This is a genomic window from Pseudarthrobacter sp. NPDC080039, from assembly GCF_040702335.1.
GTDB lineage: Bacteria > Actinomycetota > Actinomycetes > Actinomycetales > Micrococcaceae > Arthrobacter > Arthrobacter enclensis_A.
The window spans coordinates 17,654-32,618 of record NZ_JBFBKY010000005.1 but is presented as its reverse complement, the minus strand read 5'-3'; the positions used below and the strand labels follow the sequence as shown (position 1 = coordinate 32,618).

At 66.0% G+C, this 14,965-nt stretch carries 16 protein-coding genes; 9 read left to right on the top strand and 7 right to left on the bottom strand.

Annotation, left to right across the window (positions count from 1 at the left end):
* Window positions 1-310: 310 nt before the first annotated feature.
* Window positions 311-1,120 (top strand): phosphatase PAP2 family protein, encoded by an 810-nt coding sequence (locus AB0313_RS07675; protein WP_366304648.1) that lies wholly within the window; start codon window positions 311-313, stop codon window positions 1,118-1,120.
* Window positions 1,121-1,144: 24 nt separating this feature from the next.
* Here AB0313_RS07675 and AB0313_RS07670 read toward each other — a convergent pair whose 3' ends face one another.
* The gene (locus tag AB0313_RS07670; RefSeq protein WP_366304646.1) at window positions 1,145-1,462 is read right to left on the bottom strand and encodes a MerR family transcriptional regulator; all 318 of its coding nucleotides are present in this window, start codon (window positions 1,460-1,462) and stop codon (window positions 1,145-1,147) included.
* 141 nt (window positions 1,463-1,603) lie between these two features.
* Here AB0313_RS07670 and AB0313_RS07665 point away from each other — a divergent pair, with 141 nt between their 5' ends.
* The 4 genes from AB0313_RS07665 (at window position 1,604) to AB0313_RS07650 (ending at window position 4,584) form a co-directional block, all read left to right on the top strand.
* Complete coding sequence (locus AB0313_RS07665) at window positions 1,604-2,029, top strand: HSP20 family small heat-shock protein (protein ID WP_141946758.1); 426 nt, start codon at window positions 1,604-1,606, stop codon at window positions 2,027-2,029.
* 68 nt (window positions 2,030-2,097) lie between these two features.
* Window positions 2,098-2,475, top strand: coding sequence for a J domain-containing protein (locus AB0313_RS07660; protein ID WP_366304644.1), 378 nt, complete (start codon window positions 2,098-2,100; stop codon window positions 2,473-2,475).
* Between the two features lie 69 nt (window positions 2,476-2,544).
* On the top strand, window positions 2,545-2,922 hold the full coding sequence (locus tag AB0313_RS07655; protein ID WP_141945871.1) for a hypothetical protein: 378 nt from the start codon (window positions 2,545-2,547) through the stop codon (window positions 2,920-2,922).
* Between the two features lie 99 nt (window positions 2,923-3,021).
* Window positions 3,022-4,584 (top strand): family 1 glycosylhydrolase, encoded by a 1,563-nt coding sequence (locus AB0313_RS07650; RefSeq protein WP_141946760.1) that lies wholly within the window; start codon window positions 3,022-3,024, stop codon window positions 4,582-4,584.
* 61 nt (window positions 4,585-4,645) lie between these two features.
* On the opposite strand, the gene AB0313_RS07645 is transcribed toward AB0313_RS07650, so the two are convergent.
* Both AB0313_RS07645 and AB0313_RS07640 read right to left on the bottom strand, forming a co-directional pair.
* Entirely contained in the window at window positions 4,646-5,758 is a 1,113-nt protein-coding gene (locus tag AB0313_RS07645; RefSeq protein WP_307304132.1) for a phosphatase domain-containing protein, read from the bottom strand.
* 32 nt (window positions 5,759-5,790) lie between these two features.
* On the bottom strand, window positions 5,791-6,522 hold the full coding sequence (locus AB0313_RS07640; RefSeq protein ID WP_141945873.1) for a DUF72 domain-containing protein: 732 nt from the start codon (window positions 6,520-6,522) through the stop codon (window positions 5,791-5,793).
* Between the two features lie 64 nt (window positions 6,523-6,586).
* On the opposite strand from AB0313_RS07640, the gene AB0313_RS07635 reads away from it, so the two are divergent.
* The 3 genes from AB0313_RS07635 (at window position 6,587) to AB0313_RS07625 (ending at window position 9,513) form a co-directional block, all read left to right on the top strand.
* Complete coding sequence (locus tag AB0313_RS07635) at window positions 6,587-8,395, top strand: glycoside hydrolase family 15 protein (protein WP_307304137.1); 1,809 nt, start codon at window positions 6,587-6,589, stop codon at window positions 8,393-8,395.
* A 114-nt stretch (window positions 8,396-8,509) separates the two neighbouring features.
* On the top strand, window positions 8,510-8,800 hold the full coding sequence (locus tag AB0313_RS07630) for a hypothetical protein (RefSeq protein WP_141945877.1): 291 nt from the start codon (window positions 8,510-8,512) through the stop codon (window positions 8,798-8,800).
* The gene (locus tag AB0313_RS07625; protein WP_141945878.1) at window positions 8,800-9,513 is read left to right on the top strand and encodes an HAD family hydrolase; all 714 of its coding nucleotides are present in this window, start codon (window positions 8,800-8,802) and stop codon (window positions 9,511-9,513) included. Before AB0313_RS07630 ends, AB0313_RS07625 begins: the two co-directional genes overlap by 1 nt.
* 13 nt (window positions 9,514-9,526) lie before the next feature.
* Here AB0313_RS07625 and AB0313_RS07620 read toward each other — a convergent pair whose 3' ends face one another.
* On the bottom strand, window positions 9,527-9,775 hold the full coding sequence (locus AB0313_RS07620) for a hypothetical protein (protein WP_366304640.1): 249 nt from the start codon (window positions 9,773-9,775) through the stop codon (window positions 9,527-9,529).
* Window positions 9,776-9,972: 197 nt separating this feature from the next.
* Between AB0313_RS07620 and AB0313_RS07615 the strand changes: the two genes are divergently transcribed.
* The gene (locus AB0313_RS07615; RefSeq protein WP_307304140.1) at window positions 9,973-11,154 is read left to right on the top strand and encodes a zinc-dependent alcohol dehydrogenase; all 1,182 of its coding nucleotides are present in this window, start codon (window positions 9,973-9,975) and stop codon (window positions 11,152-11,154) included.
* Between the two features lie 78 nt (window positions 11,155-11,232).
* Here AB0313_RS07615 and AB0313_RS07610 read toward each other — a convergent pair whose 3' ends face one another.
* The 3 genes from AB0313_RS07610 to aceB are packed head-to-tail and all read right to left on the bottom strand — an operon-like array spanning window position 11,233 to window position 14,936.
* Window positions 11,233-12,045, bottom strand: a complete 813-nt coding sequence (locus AB0313_RS07610; protein ID WP_366304638.1) for a bifunctional allantoicase/(S)-ureidoglycine aminohydrolase — start codon at window positions 12,043-12,045, stop codon at window positions 11,233-11,235.
* Between the two features lie 16 nt (window positions 12,046-12,061).
* Entirely contained in the window at window positions 12,062-13,336 is a 1,275-nt protein-coding gene (locus AB0313_RS07605) for an aldolase (RefSeq protein ID WP_366304636.1), read from the bottom strand.
* A 1-nt stretch (window position 13,337) separates the two neighbouring features.
* The gene (gene aceB, locus AB0313_RS07600) at window positions 13,338-14,936 is read right to left on the bottom strand and encodes a malate synthase A (protein ID WP_141945886.1); all 1,599 of its coding nucleotides are present in this window, start codon (window positions 14,934-14,936) and stop codon (window positions 13,338-13,340) included.
* Window positions 14,937-14,965 lie beyond the last annotated feature (29 nt).

Below are 14,965 nucleotides of genomic sequence, written 5' to 3'. Positions count from 1 at the left end.
CGGCGCAGGAGCCGCCAAGGATCATCCAAGGGGCCGGGAGCAGTGCGCTTCCGGCTCCTGTCCTTTTGCTGCAAGCTTTGGCCGATTGCTGGGCGGATTCCCCGTCCCGCGGCCCGCTGCCCCGCCCCTCGCCAAGTCCGGCAAAGTGCTGTCGGTGGAGGCAGGCGCCCCCCGCCCGGGGCGCACTCTGGTGGTTTCCCGCCGCCCGATGGAGTGATTGGCCCGTGGCGGGGATAATCTTCAGCCTAGGCATTTACCATGGCACGCATACACTGCATGCCGACAACAGGGCGCAGGGACGGGCAGCACATTGGCACAGAAATCAGCAGGGTCCGCACTCACAGGGCGTGGCACCGGCAGGTGGCATACCTTCCACGAGAAGTTCGTGGTGGAGGAGCGCTACATAGATCCTGCCGACCGGCGCCGGCTCTACCGCGCATCAATCATCCTGGCTGTGGTGGGACTGGCACTCTTTATCGCCACGCTGGTGAGCGTTGTCCAGGGCGGCGGCCTGTCCGCCGCAGACGCCCCCGTGCACAACTGGCTGCTGACCACGCGTTCAGCGGCAGCTACCGCCTTCATGATATTCTTGGCGGTGTTCTTTGGTCCCATCGCCTTGCCCATCATCGTGCTGGTGGTGATCCTCATCTGGGGATTCGCGGCGAAGCACGCCTGGCGCCCCATCCTGCTGGCCGCCGCGATGCTGACCGGGGTGATCGTCTCGCAGATCATCCTCCATATCGTCCAGCGTTCCCGGCCGCCCGTGGACCAGATGCTGTTCGGCGCGGACCAGACGTTCTCGTTCCCGTCCGGCCACGTGCTGGGCGCCTGCGACTTCCTGTTGGTCGGCGCCTACCTGATCTTCTCGCGGCGCCGGAACCCGCGCGCGGCCGTCTTCGGATTCATTGGAGCCGGCATCGGGATCACCCTTGCTATCACAAGCCGCCTTTACCTCGGCTACCACTGGCCCACCGATACCCTTGCCTCGTTCTCCCTGTCGCTGCTCATCCTGGGCGGAGTCATCGCGCTGGACACCTGGCGGACGGCGAGGATTCCGGGTGAGCCGGTCACGGGAGAGCTGTCCAAGGAAGGAGCTCCGCAGGACGAAGGCCTGCGGTGACCCGGGTTGTGGCAGCAACCCGGGTCACTGGGGACGGGACCTGGCGCGTTTCAGGGCCCGGTGCAGTTTGACGTTCGCTGCCTCGAGTTCCAGGACCTTGGCAACGCCGGCCAGGTTTAACCCCTCCTCAAGGAGTTCGCCGATCCTTTGCAGCACGGCGATGTCGTGGTCGCTGTACTGCCGGGTACCGCCCGCCGTCCGGGACGGGGTGAGCAGTCCCCTTGTTTCGTAAAGCCTGATGTTTTGCTGGCCCGTCCCCGTGAGCTCCGCTGCCACCGAGATGGCGTAAAGGGCCCGTGAACCGGGGGAGCGGGGCGCCCGTCCTGCAGCGGGATCTGCCATGTCGACTCCCAAAAATCGTTCCGTCCGGTGTCTTGCTTCAGTTTCCCACAGGTGCTATAAAAAATCTATATCCACCACCATAGATTTAGCGGAGGTGGATAGCGCAGATCCAACACCTGGAAGCTGAAGGAGTGGGAAATGATGTTGATGCGTACTGACCCGTTCCGTGAGCTTGACCGGCTCACGCAGCAGGTCTTTGGAACCGCAGCCCGCCCGGCTGCCATGCCCATGGACGCCTGGCAGGAGGAAAGCGAATTCGTCGTGGCGTTCGACCTCCCCGGCGTGAAGATGGACTCGCTGGACCTGAACGTCGAACGGAACGTCCTGACCGTCCGTGCCGAGCGCCAGGACCCCACCCAGCCCAATGTCGAGCTGGTGGCCTCGGAGCGCCCCCGTGGCGTGTTCAGCCGTCAACTGATCCTGGGCGACACCCTGGACACCGACAAGATCAAGGCCAGCTACGACCAGGGCGTCCTGACCCTGCGGATTCCGGTTGCAGAGCAGGCCAAGCCGCGCAAGATTGAGATTCAGACCCAGCAGGGCGAGCGGCAACAGATCAGCACCTAGGACCATATGCTTTCCCGTCCGCGCCCCCGGGACTTCCGGCAAGGGCGCGGACGGAGCAGGAGGCTGGGATGAACGAAGTTCCCGATTACTACGCCATCCTGGGCGTAGGCCGGGAGGCCACCCGGCAGGAAATCTCCCATGCGTACCGGGCCCTCATGCGCAGCCACCACCCGGACATGGACGGCGGCCAGGCGTACATGGACACGGAACCGAAAGCGGATGGTCCGGCGGGAAAGGGCAAGCCCGGTTACGGCGACGAACTCCTCCGGATCATGAAGGCGTTCAATGTCCTCCGGGACCCGAGCCGCCGTGCCGATTACGACAGGAGGCTGGCGGCCGCGGAACCCACCGTCATTCCGGTCCGGAAAGTCCGAAGCACCGGCGGACACTCCGGACCTCCCATTCGCGTCACTCCGGTGCGGTGGGAAAGCGGCCCCTGGTCCTGAACGGTCCGGGACCGCTCCACAAGGCAAGGGCCAAACCACGGCCATTCATCCAAGGAGGCGGAAAACTGCATGAGCGACTGGCGGCGCTACGATTCACACTTGATTCCGGCATTCCATGAGCGTTTTGAGCAGCGGTGGGGTGCCGGAACTGCGCCCTTCCTGGACCCTGAGGCTCATGAACAGCCGCTGCCGCGGGCACAGTGGATCAACCCGGCCACGGGTGCGGCCCTGGCGGTGGTCCCCGTGTGGACGGCAGATGAGCGGCAGCAGCGTTCCTTTGGCGTGTTTTACCTGCCGCCGGCAGGGGACATCTGGGTCCTGCGGCCCGGGTTCACCGGTTACCTGGAGCCGTCCGACGGAGACACCGAACACTTGGTGACCTTGCGCAATGACGCCTTTCGCAAGGCAGTGGGGCACGCAAAGGAGTTCCTTTTCGGGACCCAGTAGTGCACGGCATTCGGGGCGGGGAGCGGCTGCTCGTCAGCAGTGCTCCGCTGTGACATTCTGGGACGTACCCTAACCACCGTGACCAAAGGCTGGACCCCAATGCACATCACCGCCAAGGACCTCGCAGCGCTCATCCCCGCGGGGTTCACTCTTGGTGTCGCAACCGCAGCATTCCAGATCGAAGGAGCACTGGATGAGGACGGCCGCGGGCCCGCGGGGTGGGACACATTCGCTGCCCGGCCGGGCGCAATCGTGGAGGGCCACAGTCCGGTGGTGGCAACGGACCACTACCACCGGATGCCGCAGGACGTGGCGCTCCTGAAACAGCTGGGCGTGGACTCCTACCGATTCTCCTTTGCCTGGCCGCGGATCCAGCCTGGCGGCACGGGACCGGCCAACCGCGCCGGCCTGGCTTTCTATGACCGGCTCCTGGATGAGCTCCTCGCCAACGGAATCTCGCCCATGGCCACCATCTATCACTGGGACACACCCCTGGAGCTCGATGAAGCGGGCGGCTGGATGAACCGCGATACGGCATACCGGCTGGGCGAATACGCCGCGCTGGTGGCCGAGGCCTTCGGGGACAGGGTGGCCCGCTGGGTCACCATCAACGAACCGGCAACCGTGAGCGCGAACGGCTACGCGTTTGGCCTGCATTCGCCCGGCAGGGAGCTGGCCCTGGGCGCCTTTCCCACCGTCCACCACCAGCTTCTGGGCCACGGCCTCGCCGTCCAGGCCCTGCGCGCCGCGAAGGTGCCGGGGGAGATCGGGATGACCAACGTCTACTCACCCATGGTGCCGAATTCAATCAACCCCCTGGATAAGATCAGCGCCGGAATCATGGACCTTGGCCAGAACCGGCTCTACGCGGACCCGGTCCTCACGGGCAAATACCCCGACCTGATCCGTGCCGCCAAGTTCTTCAGTTCCTTCGAGCACCCCGAAGAGGACATGGAGATCATCTCCCAGCCCCTGGATTTCTACGGGCTCAACTACTACATGCCCACCAAGGTGGCGGCGGGTCCGGGCGGCGGCACCGTACCGTCAAGCATGGCGGAGGCCATGGGCAGCGACCTCAGCGCAACGGGCAGCGGCGCAACACCGTTCCATGTGGAGACCTGGCCCGAAGCGGACATCACCGCGTACGGCTGGCCGGTCAAGCCCGAGTACATGGCCGTGGCCCTGAAGGAGATGGCGGAGCGGTATCCCAACCTGCCTCCCGTGATCATCACCGAGGGCGGGGCAAGTTTCGAGGACATCATCGTCCGCGACAAGTCCACCAACACCCGGTTCATCCCGGATGAGCGCCGGCTGAAGTACCTCTCCGACCACCTCGAAACGGCATTGCGCGCCACGGCGCCCGGCGGGGTGGCGGAGTCCGTGGAGCTGCTCGGATACTACGTTTGGTCCTTCCTGGACAACTTTGAGTGGTCCGCCGGCTACAACCAGCCGTTCGGACTCCTGCACGTGGACTTCGAAACGCTGGAGCGCACGCCCAAGGCGTCCTACTTCTGGTTCCAGGAGCTCATTGAAGAACGTGACCTCGCCGCAGCGGCTGACCTTGCCATCGCCCAGGCGGTGGTCCCGGATCTTCCGGTCGAGGAAGGTGCGGAGGGCACTGAAGCGCCCGACGACGACGCGGCCTTGGGCGCCAGCGCCTAGTAGGGCCTGGGCTGCGGGCTCCGGGCGCGCTGGCGGAATGCAGCAAACCAGCGCGGCCGGATCAGCCCCGGAGGAGGTCCAGCATGGCGAGCTGTTTTGCGATGCCGGCACCGTCCGGGGAGTAGATCCACGGCACCCGGGAGGTGGTGTGGTCACCGTCCTCCGAGTGTCCGCCGGCGAACACCGACTCGCTGACTGACAGTTGCCGGATGGCAATCGCGGCAACCTTCTCCGGGTTTTCGGCCGCGAATGCGGAGTAGATGGCTTCGTCGTGCTGGCCGTTGTCGCCAATCAGGAGCCACCGCATGTCCGGGAATTCCTTGGCCAGCCGTTCGAGGTTACGGTGCTTGTGGTCCTGGCCGCTGCGGAACCAGCGGTCCTGGGTGAGCCCCCAGTCGGTCAGCAGCAGGGCGCCCTTCGGGTACATGTTCCGCGTCAGGAAACGTGCCAGGGTGGGGGCGGCGTTCCAGGGCCCGGTGGACAGGTAGATCACCGGGGCATCAGGGTGTTCAATAGTCAGGCGGTCCAGCAGCACGGCCATGCCCGGGGTGGCCATGCGCGCCCGTTCGCTGAGCACAAACGTGTTCCACAGTGCCAGGAAGGGCCGGGGCAAGGCGGTGACCATCACCGTGTCGTCAATGTCGGAGACAATGCCGAATTCCACGCCGGGGGCGATCACCTGGATGAGTGCCTCGGCCGGCTCGGTCCCCTCGGCGCACAGGACGGCGGTGTGCCAGCCAGGGGTCAGCTCCACTTCCACCTCGGTATCGATCAGGCCGCCCCGGTCCGCCGTGACGTGGGTGACTATGCCCCCGATGGTGATTTCGACGTCGGAATACTGCAGCGGGACGCCCGTGAAGGCCCGCCAGCCCCGGATGTTCTGGTTGCCGTTCTTCGCTTCGTGCTCCGCTTTGCTCCCGGGCAGGGGTTTCTGGGTCAGCAGTACCCTCCCCAGCACCCGTACCCGGGTGGTGGAACCGTAGCCTTGGTAGGCGATGGTCTGCGGCATGAACTTCCACCGCTTGGCGAGGTGGATCCGCACGTCGTTGACCGCATCCGACAATCGGTGCGCCAGCCGGAAGAACTGGCTTCCGGAAAGGGCGTAGTGGCCCTTCGCGTTCTGCCGGGCTGGGCGTGCCGTGTCCTGGGCTGGGTTCTGCGGAGCCGTGTCCATGGGACCACTCTGCCACAGGGCGGCCGCAGCGATCAGCCGGTGCCCAGGATCCCCCGCAGGGTCCGGGCATTCCGCACTGCGTTCCCGCCGCCGTCGTTGTTGAAGTAGGCGTAAACGTCAATGCCCGCGCCGTCCCACTCCCTGATCCGGTCAGCCCACCATTGCATGTCCTCGTCCGAGTAAGAGCCGCCATATAGGTGCTGCTGATCGGGCCCGTGCAGCCGGACGTAGGTGAAGGGTGCGGTGGTGCGCAGGATACAGGGAAGGTTGGCGCCGCTCATGATGCAGTAGGCCGCCCGGTGCCGCTCCAACAGGGAAAACACCTCCGGGCAGTCCCAGCTGGGGTGCCGGAACTCAACTGCCACCCTGATCCAGGACGGAAGCGCTGCCAGGAAGTAGTCCAGCCTGGCATCGTCCCGCTCCAGCTGGGGAGGAAGCTGGACCAGGAGCACGGCACGTTTGTCCCCCAGTTCATGCCAGCACGTGGCGATCCGCTCTATCCAGACTTCCGGCGAATACAGCTTGCGGGCGTGCGTCAGCCCCCGGGGAGCCTTGACGGACATGCTGAAACCGGGTGGAAGGCGCCGGTTCCAGCCAGCAAAGGTGGTATCGCGGGGCCACCGGTAGAAACTCGCGTTCAACTCGACCGTGCTGAACGCGGCCACGTAGCACTGGAGACGGTCCCGGACGGGCAGGCCCGGCGGGTACAGCACGTTCTCCCAGTGGTCGTAGCTCCAACCGGAGGTGCCAACATGGATTGCCATTTTGCTCAGGCTACACCCGCACATTTCCCCTTCCGTTCCGGGCACCGTGTGGCAGGGTAATGTCATGGCGCGAATTGAAGATTATGCGGTGGTAGGCGACCTCCATACCGGGGGCCTGATCAGCAAGGAAGGTTCCATCGACTGGCTCTGCCTTCCCAGGTTCGATTCCCCCGCGTGCTTCAACGCCCTCCTGGACACGCCCGACGCCGGGCGCTGGCTGCTGGCCCCGGAAGGAGGAGGTGCCTGCACGCGCCGGAGCTACCGGGACGGCAGCCTGGTCCTCGACACCGAGTGGGAAACTCCGGAGGGGACGGTGCGGGTCACCGATTTCATGCCGCCCCGCGATTCGGTGGCGGACATCGTCCGGATCGTGGAGGGCCTAAGCGGCAGCGTTCGGATGCACGGTGAACTGATCATGCGTTTTGACTATGGGCACATCGTTCCGTGGGTGCGCAAGGATAAGCGCGGCCTGCACGCCATCGCGGGTCCTGACGCCGTCTACCTGGTGACGCCGGCACCGCTGCACGGTGAGAACATGCACACCATCAGTGACTTCACCGTGAAGGCAGGCGAGAAAGTGCCGTTCGTGCTGACGTGGGCGCCCAGCCACGTGGGGCGCCCGGTCACGGTGGACGCAGAAGAAGTACTGGACAGCACCTTTGAGTTTTGGCGGGGGTGGTCCTCGCAATGCACCGTCAGGGGGAAGTACCAGGACGCGGTGGTCCGCTCTCTGGTGACGCTCAAGGCGCTGACCTACGCCCCCACAGGGGGGATCGTCGCGGCCATTACCACCTCGCTTCCCGAGCAGCCGGGCGGCCAGCGCAACTGGGACTACCGCTACTGCTGGCTCCGGGACGCCGCCATGACCCTCCAGGCGCTGCTCGCCGCAGGCTACACCGCGGAGGCGGCTGCCTGGCGGGACTGGCTGCTCCGTGCGGTTGCAGGGGACCCTGCCGACCTGCAGATCATGTATGGGATCCACGGCGAACGGCGGCTGCCGGAAATGGAACTGCCGTGGCTGAAAGGCTACGAGAACTCGGTCCCCGTGCGGATCGGCAACGCGGCGGCGGAGCAGTTCCAGCTGGATGTGTGGGGTGAGGTCCTTGACTGCCTTGCCCTGACGCGGAACTCGCTGTTGAAGCACACGGACGAGGCCTGGGATGTGCAGATCGCACTGATGGAACACCTGGAGACCATTTGGGACCAGCCGGACAACGGGCTCTGGGAAATGCGCGGTCCCCGCCGCCACTTCACCCACTCCAAGGTCATGGCCTGGGTGGCGGCGGACCGGATGGTGAAGGGCGTCCGCGAATCCGGGCTGCCGGGCCCGGTGGAACGCTGGGAGGCGCTCCGGGACCGGATCCGCGAAGACATCATGGCCAACGGGTATGACGCCAAGCGCAATACGTTTGTGCAGTCCTACGGCCGCCCCGAGCTGGATGCCAGCCTGCTGTTGATTCCCAGGGTGGGATTCCTGCCCAACGACGACCCCAAGGTCATCGGCACCATCGAGGCCATCCAGCGGGAGCTGACCCAGGACGGGTTCGTGCTGCGGTACAAGCCGGAAGAGAGCGATGACGGACTGCCCGGCGACGAGGGCGTCTTCCTGGCCTGTTCATTCTGGATGGTGGAGGCGCTCCTGGGCGCCGGGCGCCATGAGGAATCCCGTGAACTCTTCGAGCGGCTGCTGGAACTGCGCAACGATGTAGGGCTGCTGAGTGAGGAATGGGGAGTCAAGTCAGGCCGCCAACTGGGCAACACACCGCAGGCATTCAGCCATTTCGCGCTTGTGACTAGCGCCCTGGAGCTCCATCAGGATACGGTACGGCGAAGTGACACCCCCCTTCCGTCCGCACGGGCGGACTCGCGCTGAGGCGGCGCGGGCCAGGGGCCGAACTTCTCCTTCGCAGGATAGATAAGTATACTTACTAACACCTCATGGAGTGCTCCCAAGCACAATGCCGTGATTGACGGAGGAGTGATAGTTATGGCCGGATTTTTCGAGCTCGTGGATGCCCCTGACGGCGGTTACCGGATCAGGATGATGGACGGAAGCGGGAACCTGATGGCCATCTCGGTCACCTTCCCCACCAAAAGGGCAGCTGTGGCCGGCGTGGCGATGGCCCGCGAGATTGCCGGTACGGGCCTAATCCGGGACAAGAGCCTGGACGGCGCCGGCACGGTTATCCGTGAACGTGTACGCCCGGTCAACTCCCCTAAGGAGGAGGCCGCCAGGCGCAAGAAGGCCCCTGACGTGCGACGGGCAGCGGTGGGCTGATGTCCGAGGCTACGACACCCCCTGGCGGTCCTCGCCGGGGGGTCCTCTTTGACGTTGACGGGACGCTGATCGACTCGTCCTACATCCACACCGTCGCCTGGTGGGGCGCGTTCCGCCAGTACGGGCATGACGTGCCCATGGCGGCCATCCATCAACTTGTCGGAATGGGCGGCGCCCGGCTGGTGGACAATCTGCTGCCGTCCGATCGTGACCGTGATGAAGACGAGGACATCATGGCCAGCCATGGAGCGCTTTATGCCTCGCACTGGCCCTCGCTGCGCGCCCTTGACGGCGCCAAGAACCTGTTGGGCCAGTGCCATGCCGGTGGCCTTGCCGTCGCACTCGCCTCCTCCGCAAGGGAAAGGGACCTGCAGGTCATGCGGTCTGTCCTGGACGCCGACGCGTTCCTCGATGCTGCCACCAGCGCAAACGATGCGGAGGAAAGCAAGCCGGCGCCGGACATCCTCGAAGCTGCCCTCGAAGCCGTGGGGGTGGAGGCCGGAAATGCCGTCTACGTCGGTGACGCCGTCTGGGATATGAAGGCCGCCGCGGCGCTGGGCATCCCGGCCATAGGGGTTACCTGCGGCGGCATCCAGGCCGGGCAACTGCGTGAGGCGGGCGCCGTCGAGGTCTACCAAGGACCGCGCGATCTGCTGCAAAACCTGGCCTCAAGTGCCATTGGCCGGCTGCTGGCTCTGCAGCCGGACTCCTGAGGTCAGCCTCCGCTCACAGCGGCCGGCCGCCCGGCACTGAGTCCTCATTGCCGGCAATGGCGGGCTTGGTCCAGGACACCACCACCTTGACGGAACCGTCGTCGTTCCGTTCGACGTCGGTGGCTACCTCCGCCGCGGGCGCGCCCATTTCCTCCACCCGTGTCCGGTAGGTGCTGACCAGTTGGGCCAGGCTTTCCTCTGTCCACTCACCCGGGCGCATGCGGGTGGAGATCTCGACCGGTTCCGCCTGGTACAGCGACATGGCGTTCCTCTTTCACGTGCTTTTCCTGATCGTTCTGGACTCTTCCTACGGTAGGAGCAGCCGGCGCGTGCCACAAGCTTTTGATCAGCATGCTTACTTTTTTCCCTTAAAACCGATAGCGTCGAAGAAAGGGTGCCCGCGGGTGCCCTTCCCCGCCGGGGGAGAACCCCCCGCGCAAAGCAGACGAAAGGGAGACTGTGAAAGCACTGACGTGGCAAGGAAAACGGTCGGTAAGCGTGGAAGAAGTTCCCGATCCCGTCATCCAGGAACCGACGGACGCGATTGTCCGCATCACCTCCACCGCCATCTGCGGCTCCGACCTCCACCTTTACGAAGTCCTGGGCCCCTACATGCACAAAGGCGACGTCATCGGCCACGAGCCCATGGGCATTGTGGAGGAGGTGGGCAGCGGCGTCACAAACCTCCGCAAGGGCGACCGCGTGGTGGTCCCGTTCAACATCTCGTGCGGCTCCTGCTACATGTGCAAGCAGGGCCTGCAGTCCCAGTGCGAAACCACCCAGGTCAAGGAAAAGGGATCCGGCGCTGCCCTCTTCGGCTACTCCGAGCTGTACGGGTCCGTTCCCGGCGGCCAGGCCGAATTCCTCCGCGTCCCGCACGCCGACTACGGCCCCGTCAAGGTGGGCAGCGAACTCCCGGACGAGCGCTACCTGTTCCTCTCCGACATCCTTCCCACCGCCTGGCAGGCCGTGGAGTATGCGGACGTACCGGCCGGCGGCACTCTTGCCGTGTTCGGCCTCGGACCCGTGGGACAGTTCGCCGGCCGCATCGGCGTGCACCGCGGCTTCCGCGTGATCGGCATCGATCCCGTCCCGGAACGCCGGGAGATGGCGGCGCGGCACGGCGTGGAAACGCTCGATTACAGCAAGGCGATCGGTGATGAACTCCGGGAGATGACGGGCGGTCGCGGCCCGGATGCCGTGGTTGACGCCGTCGGCATGGAAGCCCATGGCTCCCCGGTGGCGGGGTTCGCGCACCAGGCGCTGGGGCTGCTGCCGGACAAGCTGGCGCAGAAGGCCATGGAAACCGGCGGTGTGGACCGGCTGGCTGCCCTGCACGCCTCCATCGACGCGGTGCGCCGGGGCGGCACGCTGTCCCTGAGCGGCGTATACGGCGGCACTGCCAGCCCCATGCCGATGCTCACGATGTTCGACAAGCAGTTGCAGGTACGCATGGGCCAGTGCAACGTGCGGCGCTGGACCGATGACATCCTTCCCCTCGTGGAGGACGACGCCGATCCGCTGGGTGTCATGGACCTGGTCACCCACCGTTCGGGCCTGGACGGTGCCCCGGCCCTGTACGAGAAGTTCCAGAAGAAGGAAGACGGCTGCATCAAGGTGGTCCTCAACCCCGGCGCCTGAGCCGCACCAGCAGCACAAAAAGCAGGGGCCGTTATGGAATTCCATAACGGCCCCTGCCAGTCCCCGAAGGGGAAAGGGCTAGGTGAGCTTCACCTGGCGGTTCATGTCCTTGTACAGCAGGTAGCGGAACTCGCCCGGGCCGCCGGCGTAGCAGGCCTGCGGGCAGAAGGCGCGCAGCCACATGAAGTCGCCGGCCTCCACCTCCACCCAGTCGTTGTTCAGCAGGTACATGGCCTTGCCCTCCAGGACGTACAGGCCGTGCTCCATCACGTGGGTTTCGGGGAACGGGATCACGCCGCCGGGCTGGAACGTCACGATGTTGACCTGCATGTCATGCGCCAGGTCACTGGAGTCCGTGAAGCGGGTGGTCTTCCAGACGTCGTTGGTGTCCGCCATGGACGTGGGCTCCACGTCCTTCTCGTTGGTGACGAAGGACTTGGCTTCATAACCCTCGAGGCGCTCATAGGCCTTGCGGATCCAATGGAAGGACACGACGTCGTCCGAGACGTTTTCCAGGCCCCACTGCGCGCCGGCGGCCAGGTAGGCGTAGCCGCCCTCCTCCAGCTGGTGGAGCTCGCCGTCGAGCGTGAGGTTGACCTTGCCCCTGGTGACGAAGACGACGCCTTCCACCCCTGCCTCGAACTCGGCCTTCGGCGCGCCGCCGCCGGGACCGATTTCGACGATCAGCTGGGAGAAAGTGGTGGCGAATCCTGAGATGGGACGGGCGATGATCCACGACCGGGTGTTGGAGAAGCCCGGCAGGTTGGACGTGACGATGTCCGTCATCACGCCCTTGGGGATCACCGTGTACGCCTCGGTGACGATGGCCCGTTCGGTGGTGAGGTGCGTCTGCGGCGGCAGTCCGCCGCTGGGGGAGTAGTACTTGCCCATGGAAGGAATCCTTTGCTTACGGGTTGGAAGTGATGGCCAGCCGCGGGTGCGCCAGTGCGGTGAGCTGCGGAATTCCGACGCCGGCAAGCGCCTGGACTTCCTCGGCACCCACAGCGCCGCACTGGACGCCACGGAGCACGAACGCGGCCAAGGCTCGGGCGGTTGCCGGCTCGTCCATGACCCCGCCTTCGGTCCGTTCCACGTAGTTGCGCAGGCGGGCGGCAGCGGCCGGCAGGCCTTGGCGGTAGAAGGCGTAGGTGGCGGCGAACCGGCTGGGCAGCTGGGCCGGGTGCAGGTCCCAGCCCTGGTAGTAGCCGCGTTCCAGTGACCGGCGGACCAGGCGGCCGTGGAGCTGCCAGGCGTTCTCCACGTTGTCGCCCACCGGGATGATGTTGGTGGACCCGTCGGAGAGCCGGATGCCCGTGCCGGCCACTGCCAGCTGCATGACCTCCTTGGCGAAGTCCGCCACCGGGTGCTCCATGGACTGGTATTCAGCGGAGATCTGCAGGGACGCGGAGTAGTCGTAGGTTCCGTAGTGCAGCCCGCTGATCCTGCCGGGGACGGCGTGCGGCAGCTGGGCCACCGGCGACGTGCCGTCCGGGCCGAGGATCAGCTGCGGCGTCTCCACCTGCACCTCGAACCGCAACCGGCCCGCGGGCAGCGAGTGGACTTCCTCGAGCCGGGACACGGCGTAGTCCATGGCCTGCACCTGGGCCACCGTGGTGACCTTGGGCAGCGTCAGGACCAGGCCGTCCGGCAACTCACCGGCGGCGGCGAGACCTGAGACGAACAGGTCCAGCGTCCGCAGCCCCCGCGCCCGGGTGGGAGCCTCGAAGCATTTGAAGCGGATGCCGATGAACGGGGGAGCGGACCCCGCAGCGACTGCCGTGGCCACCGCGGAAGCGGCGGCAACCGCGGCGGCATCCTCGGCGTCGTCGCCCCTGTCCCCGAAGCCGTCCTCAAAGTCCAGGCGCAGGTCCTCGATGGGCTCGCTGGAAAGCTTCGCATCCACGCGAGGGGCAACAGCCTGTGCCAGCGTGGCATCCTGGCCCAGCAGTCCGCAGAGTCTTCCGAACCCGCCGTGCGCTTCCACGGCCGCCGTTGCCTGGGCGCCCCAGTCGGCAGCGAGCGACGGCGTGAAACGGTCCGCCGGCACGTACACCGTGTGCACGGGCTGGCGGGAGCCGTCGTCGCCCGGGTAGTTCTGTTCCAGCAGCCGGTCCGTCGCGGCAAGCTGGCCGTCAATGTGCGCAAGGTCCCCGGCGGAAAGCGATGACTTGGGTCGGGCCATCTCAGTCCACCAGTTCGTAAGCCGGCGTGGTGAGGAAGTCCGTGTAGTCATCCGAGAGGCAGATGTCGGCGATCAGTTCGCCGGCCGGCTGGTAGTAGCGGCGGAAGGCCTCGTCGCCGAACTCGGTGCGCAGCCGCTCCGTTTCCTCGCCGAGGATCCGCTCCACCAGCTCCTTGGTCACCGTGTTGCCGGTGTCCGCGAGGATGGACTTGTTGCGGATCTGCTGCCACACCTGGGATCGGGAGATTTCCGCGGTGGCGGCGTCCTCCATCAGGTTGTGGATGGCCACGGCGCCGTTCCCGGACAGCCACACTGCCGTATAGGCGACGGCCACGTAGAGGTTCAGGCGCAGGCCGGCCTCGGTGACCTGGCCGTCGGCGGACTGGACATCGAGCAGCTGCGCGGCGGTGACGGAAACCTCCGGGCGCTGCTTGTCCACCTGGTTGGGCTTCTCGCCGAGGACAGAGTCGAAGACTTCGCGGCAGGTGGGGACCAGGTCCGGGTGGGCAACCCAGGAACCGTCGAAGCCGTCGTTCGCCTCGCGGGTCTTGTCCGCACGCACCTTTTCAAAGGCGGCTGCGGTGACTTCCGGGTGGCGGCGGTTGGGGATGACCGCAGCCATGCCGCCCATGGCGAAGGCGCCGCGCTTGTGGCAGGTCTTGACCAGGAGCTCGGTGTAGGCGCGCATGAAGGGGGCGGTCATCACCACGGAGGCGCGGTCCGGCAGGACGAACTCCTCGCCCGCGTCGCGGAAGTACTTGATGATGCTGAAGAGGTAGTCCCAGCGGCCGGCGTTCAGGCCTGAAGCGTGGTCCCGCAGCTCGTAGAGGATCTCGTCCATCTCGAAGGCCGCCGGGATTGTCTCGATCAGCACCGTGGCCCGGATGGTGCCCTGGTGCAGGCCGAGGTAGTCCTGCGCGAAGACGAAGACGTCGTTCCACAGCCGGGCCTCGAGGTGGCTTTCCATCTTGGGCAGGTAGTAGTACGGGCCCTGTCCGTTCAGCACCAGTTGCTTGGCGATGTGGAAGAAGTGCAGGCCGAAGTCCACCAGGGCGCCCACGGCGGGTTCGCCGTTGATGAGGAGGTGCTTTTCCTGCATGTGCCAGCCCCGCGGGCGGGCCACAACGACGGCGAGCGGAGCGTCGGTGCGCAGGCGGTACTCCTTGCCCTCATCCGAGGTGTAGCTGAGGGTGCCCTGGGCGGCGTCCCGGAGGTTCAGGATGGCGTCGATGACGTTGGCCCAGGTGGGTGTGCTGGCGTCCTCAAGGTCCGCCAGCCACACCTTCGCACCGCTGTTGAGGGCGTTGATGGCCATCTTCGCCGGCGAGGCCGGCCCGGTCATCTCCACCCGGCGGTCCTGCAAAGCTGCGGGCGCGGGCGCGACTTTCCAGTCGCCGTCGCGCACGTCCTGGGTCTCCGGCAGGAAGTCCAGCTTGCCGGTCTCGGCAACCCGCTGCCGCTTGGCGGCGCGTGCCGCCAGGAGTTCGTTGCGGGTGCCGGCGAACCGGTTGTGGAGTTCCTCCACGAAGGCCAGAGCCTTGGGTGTGAGGATCTCCTCCGCGCGGGGGATCGGCCGGGGATCTGTGACGGTGATGGCCATTTCTGGTCCTTTCCTTTGGCTGGAAGTCA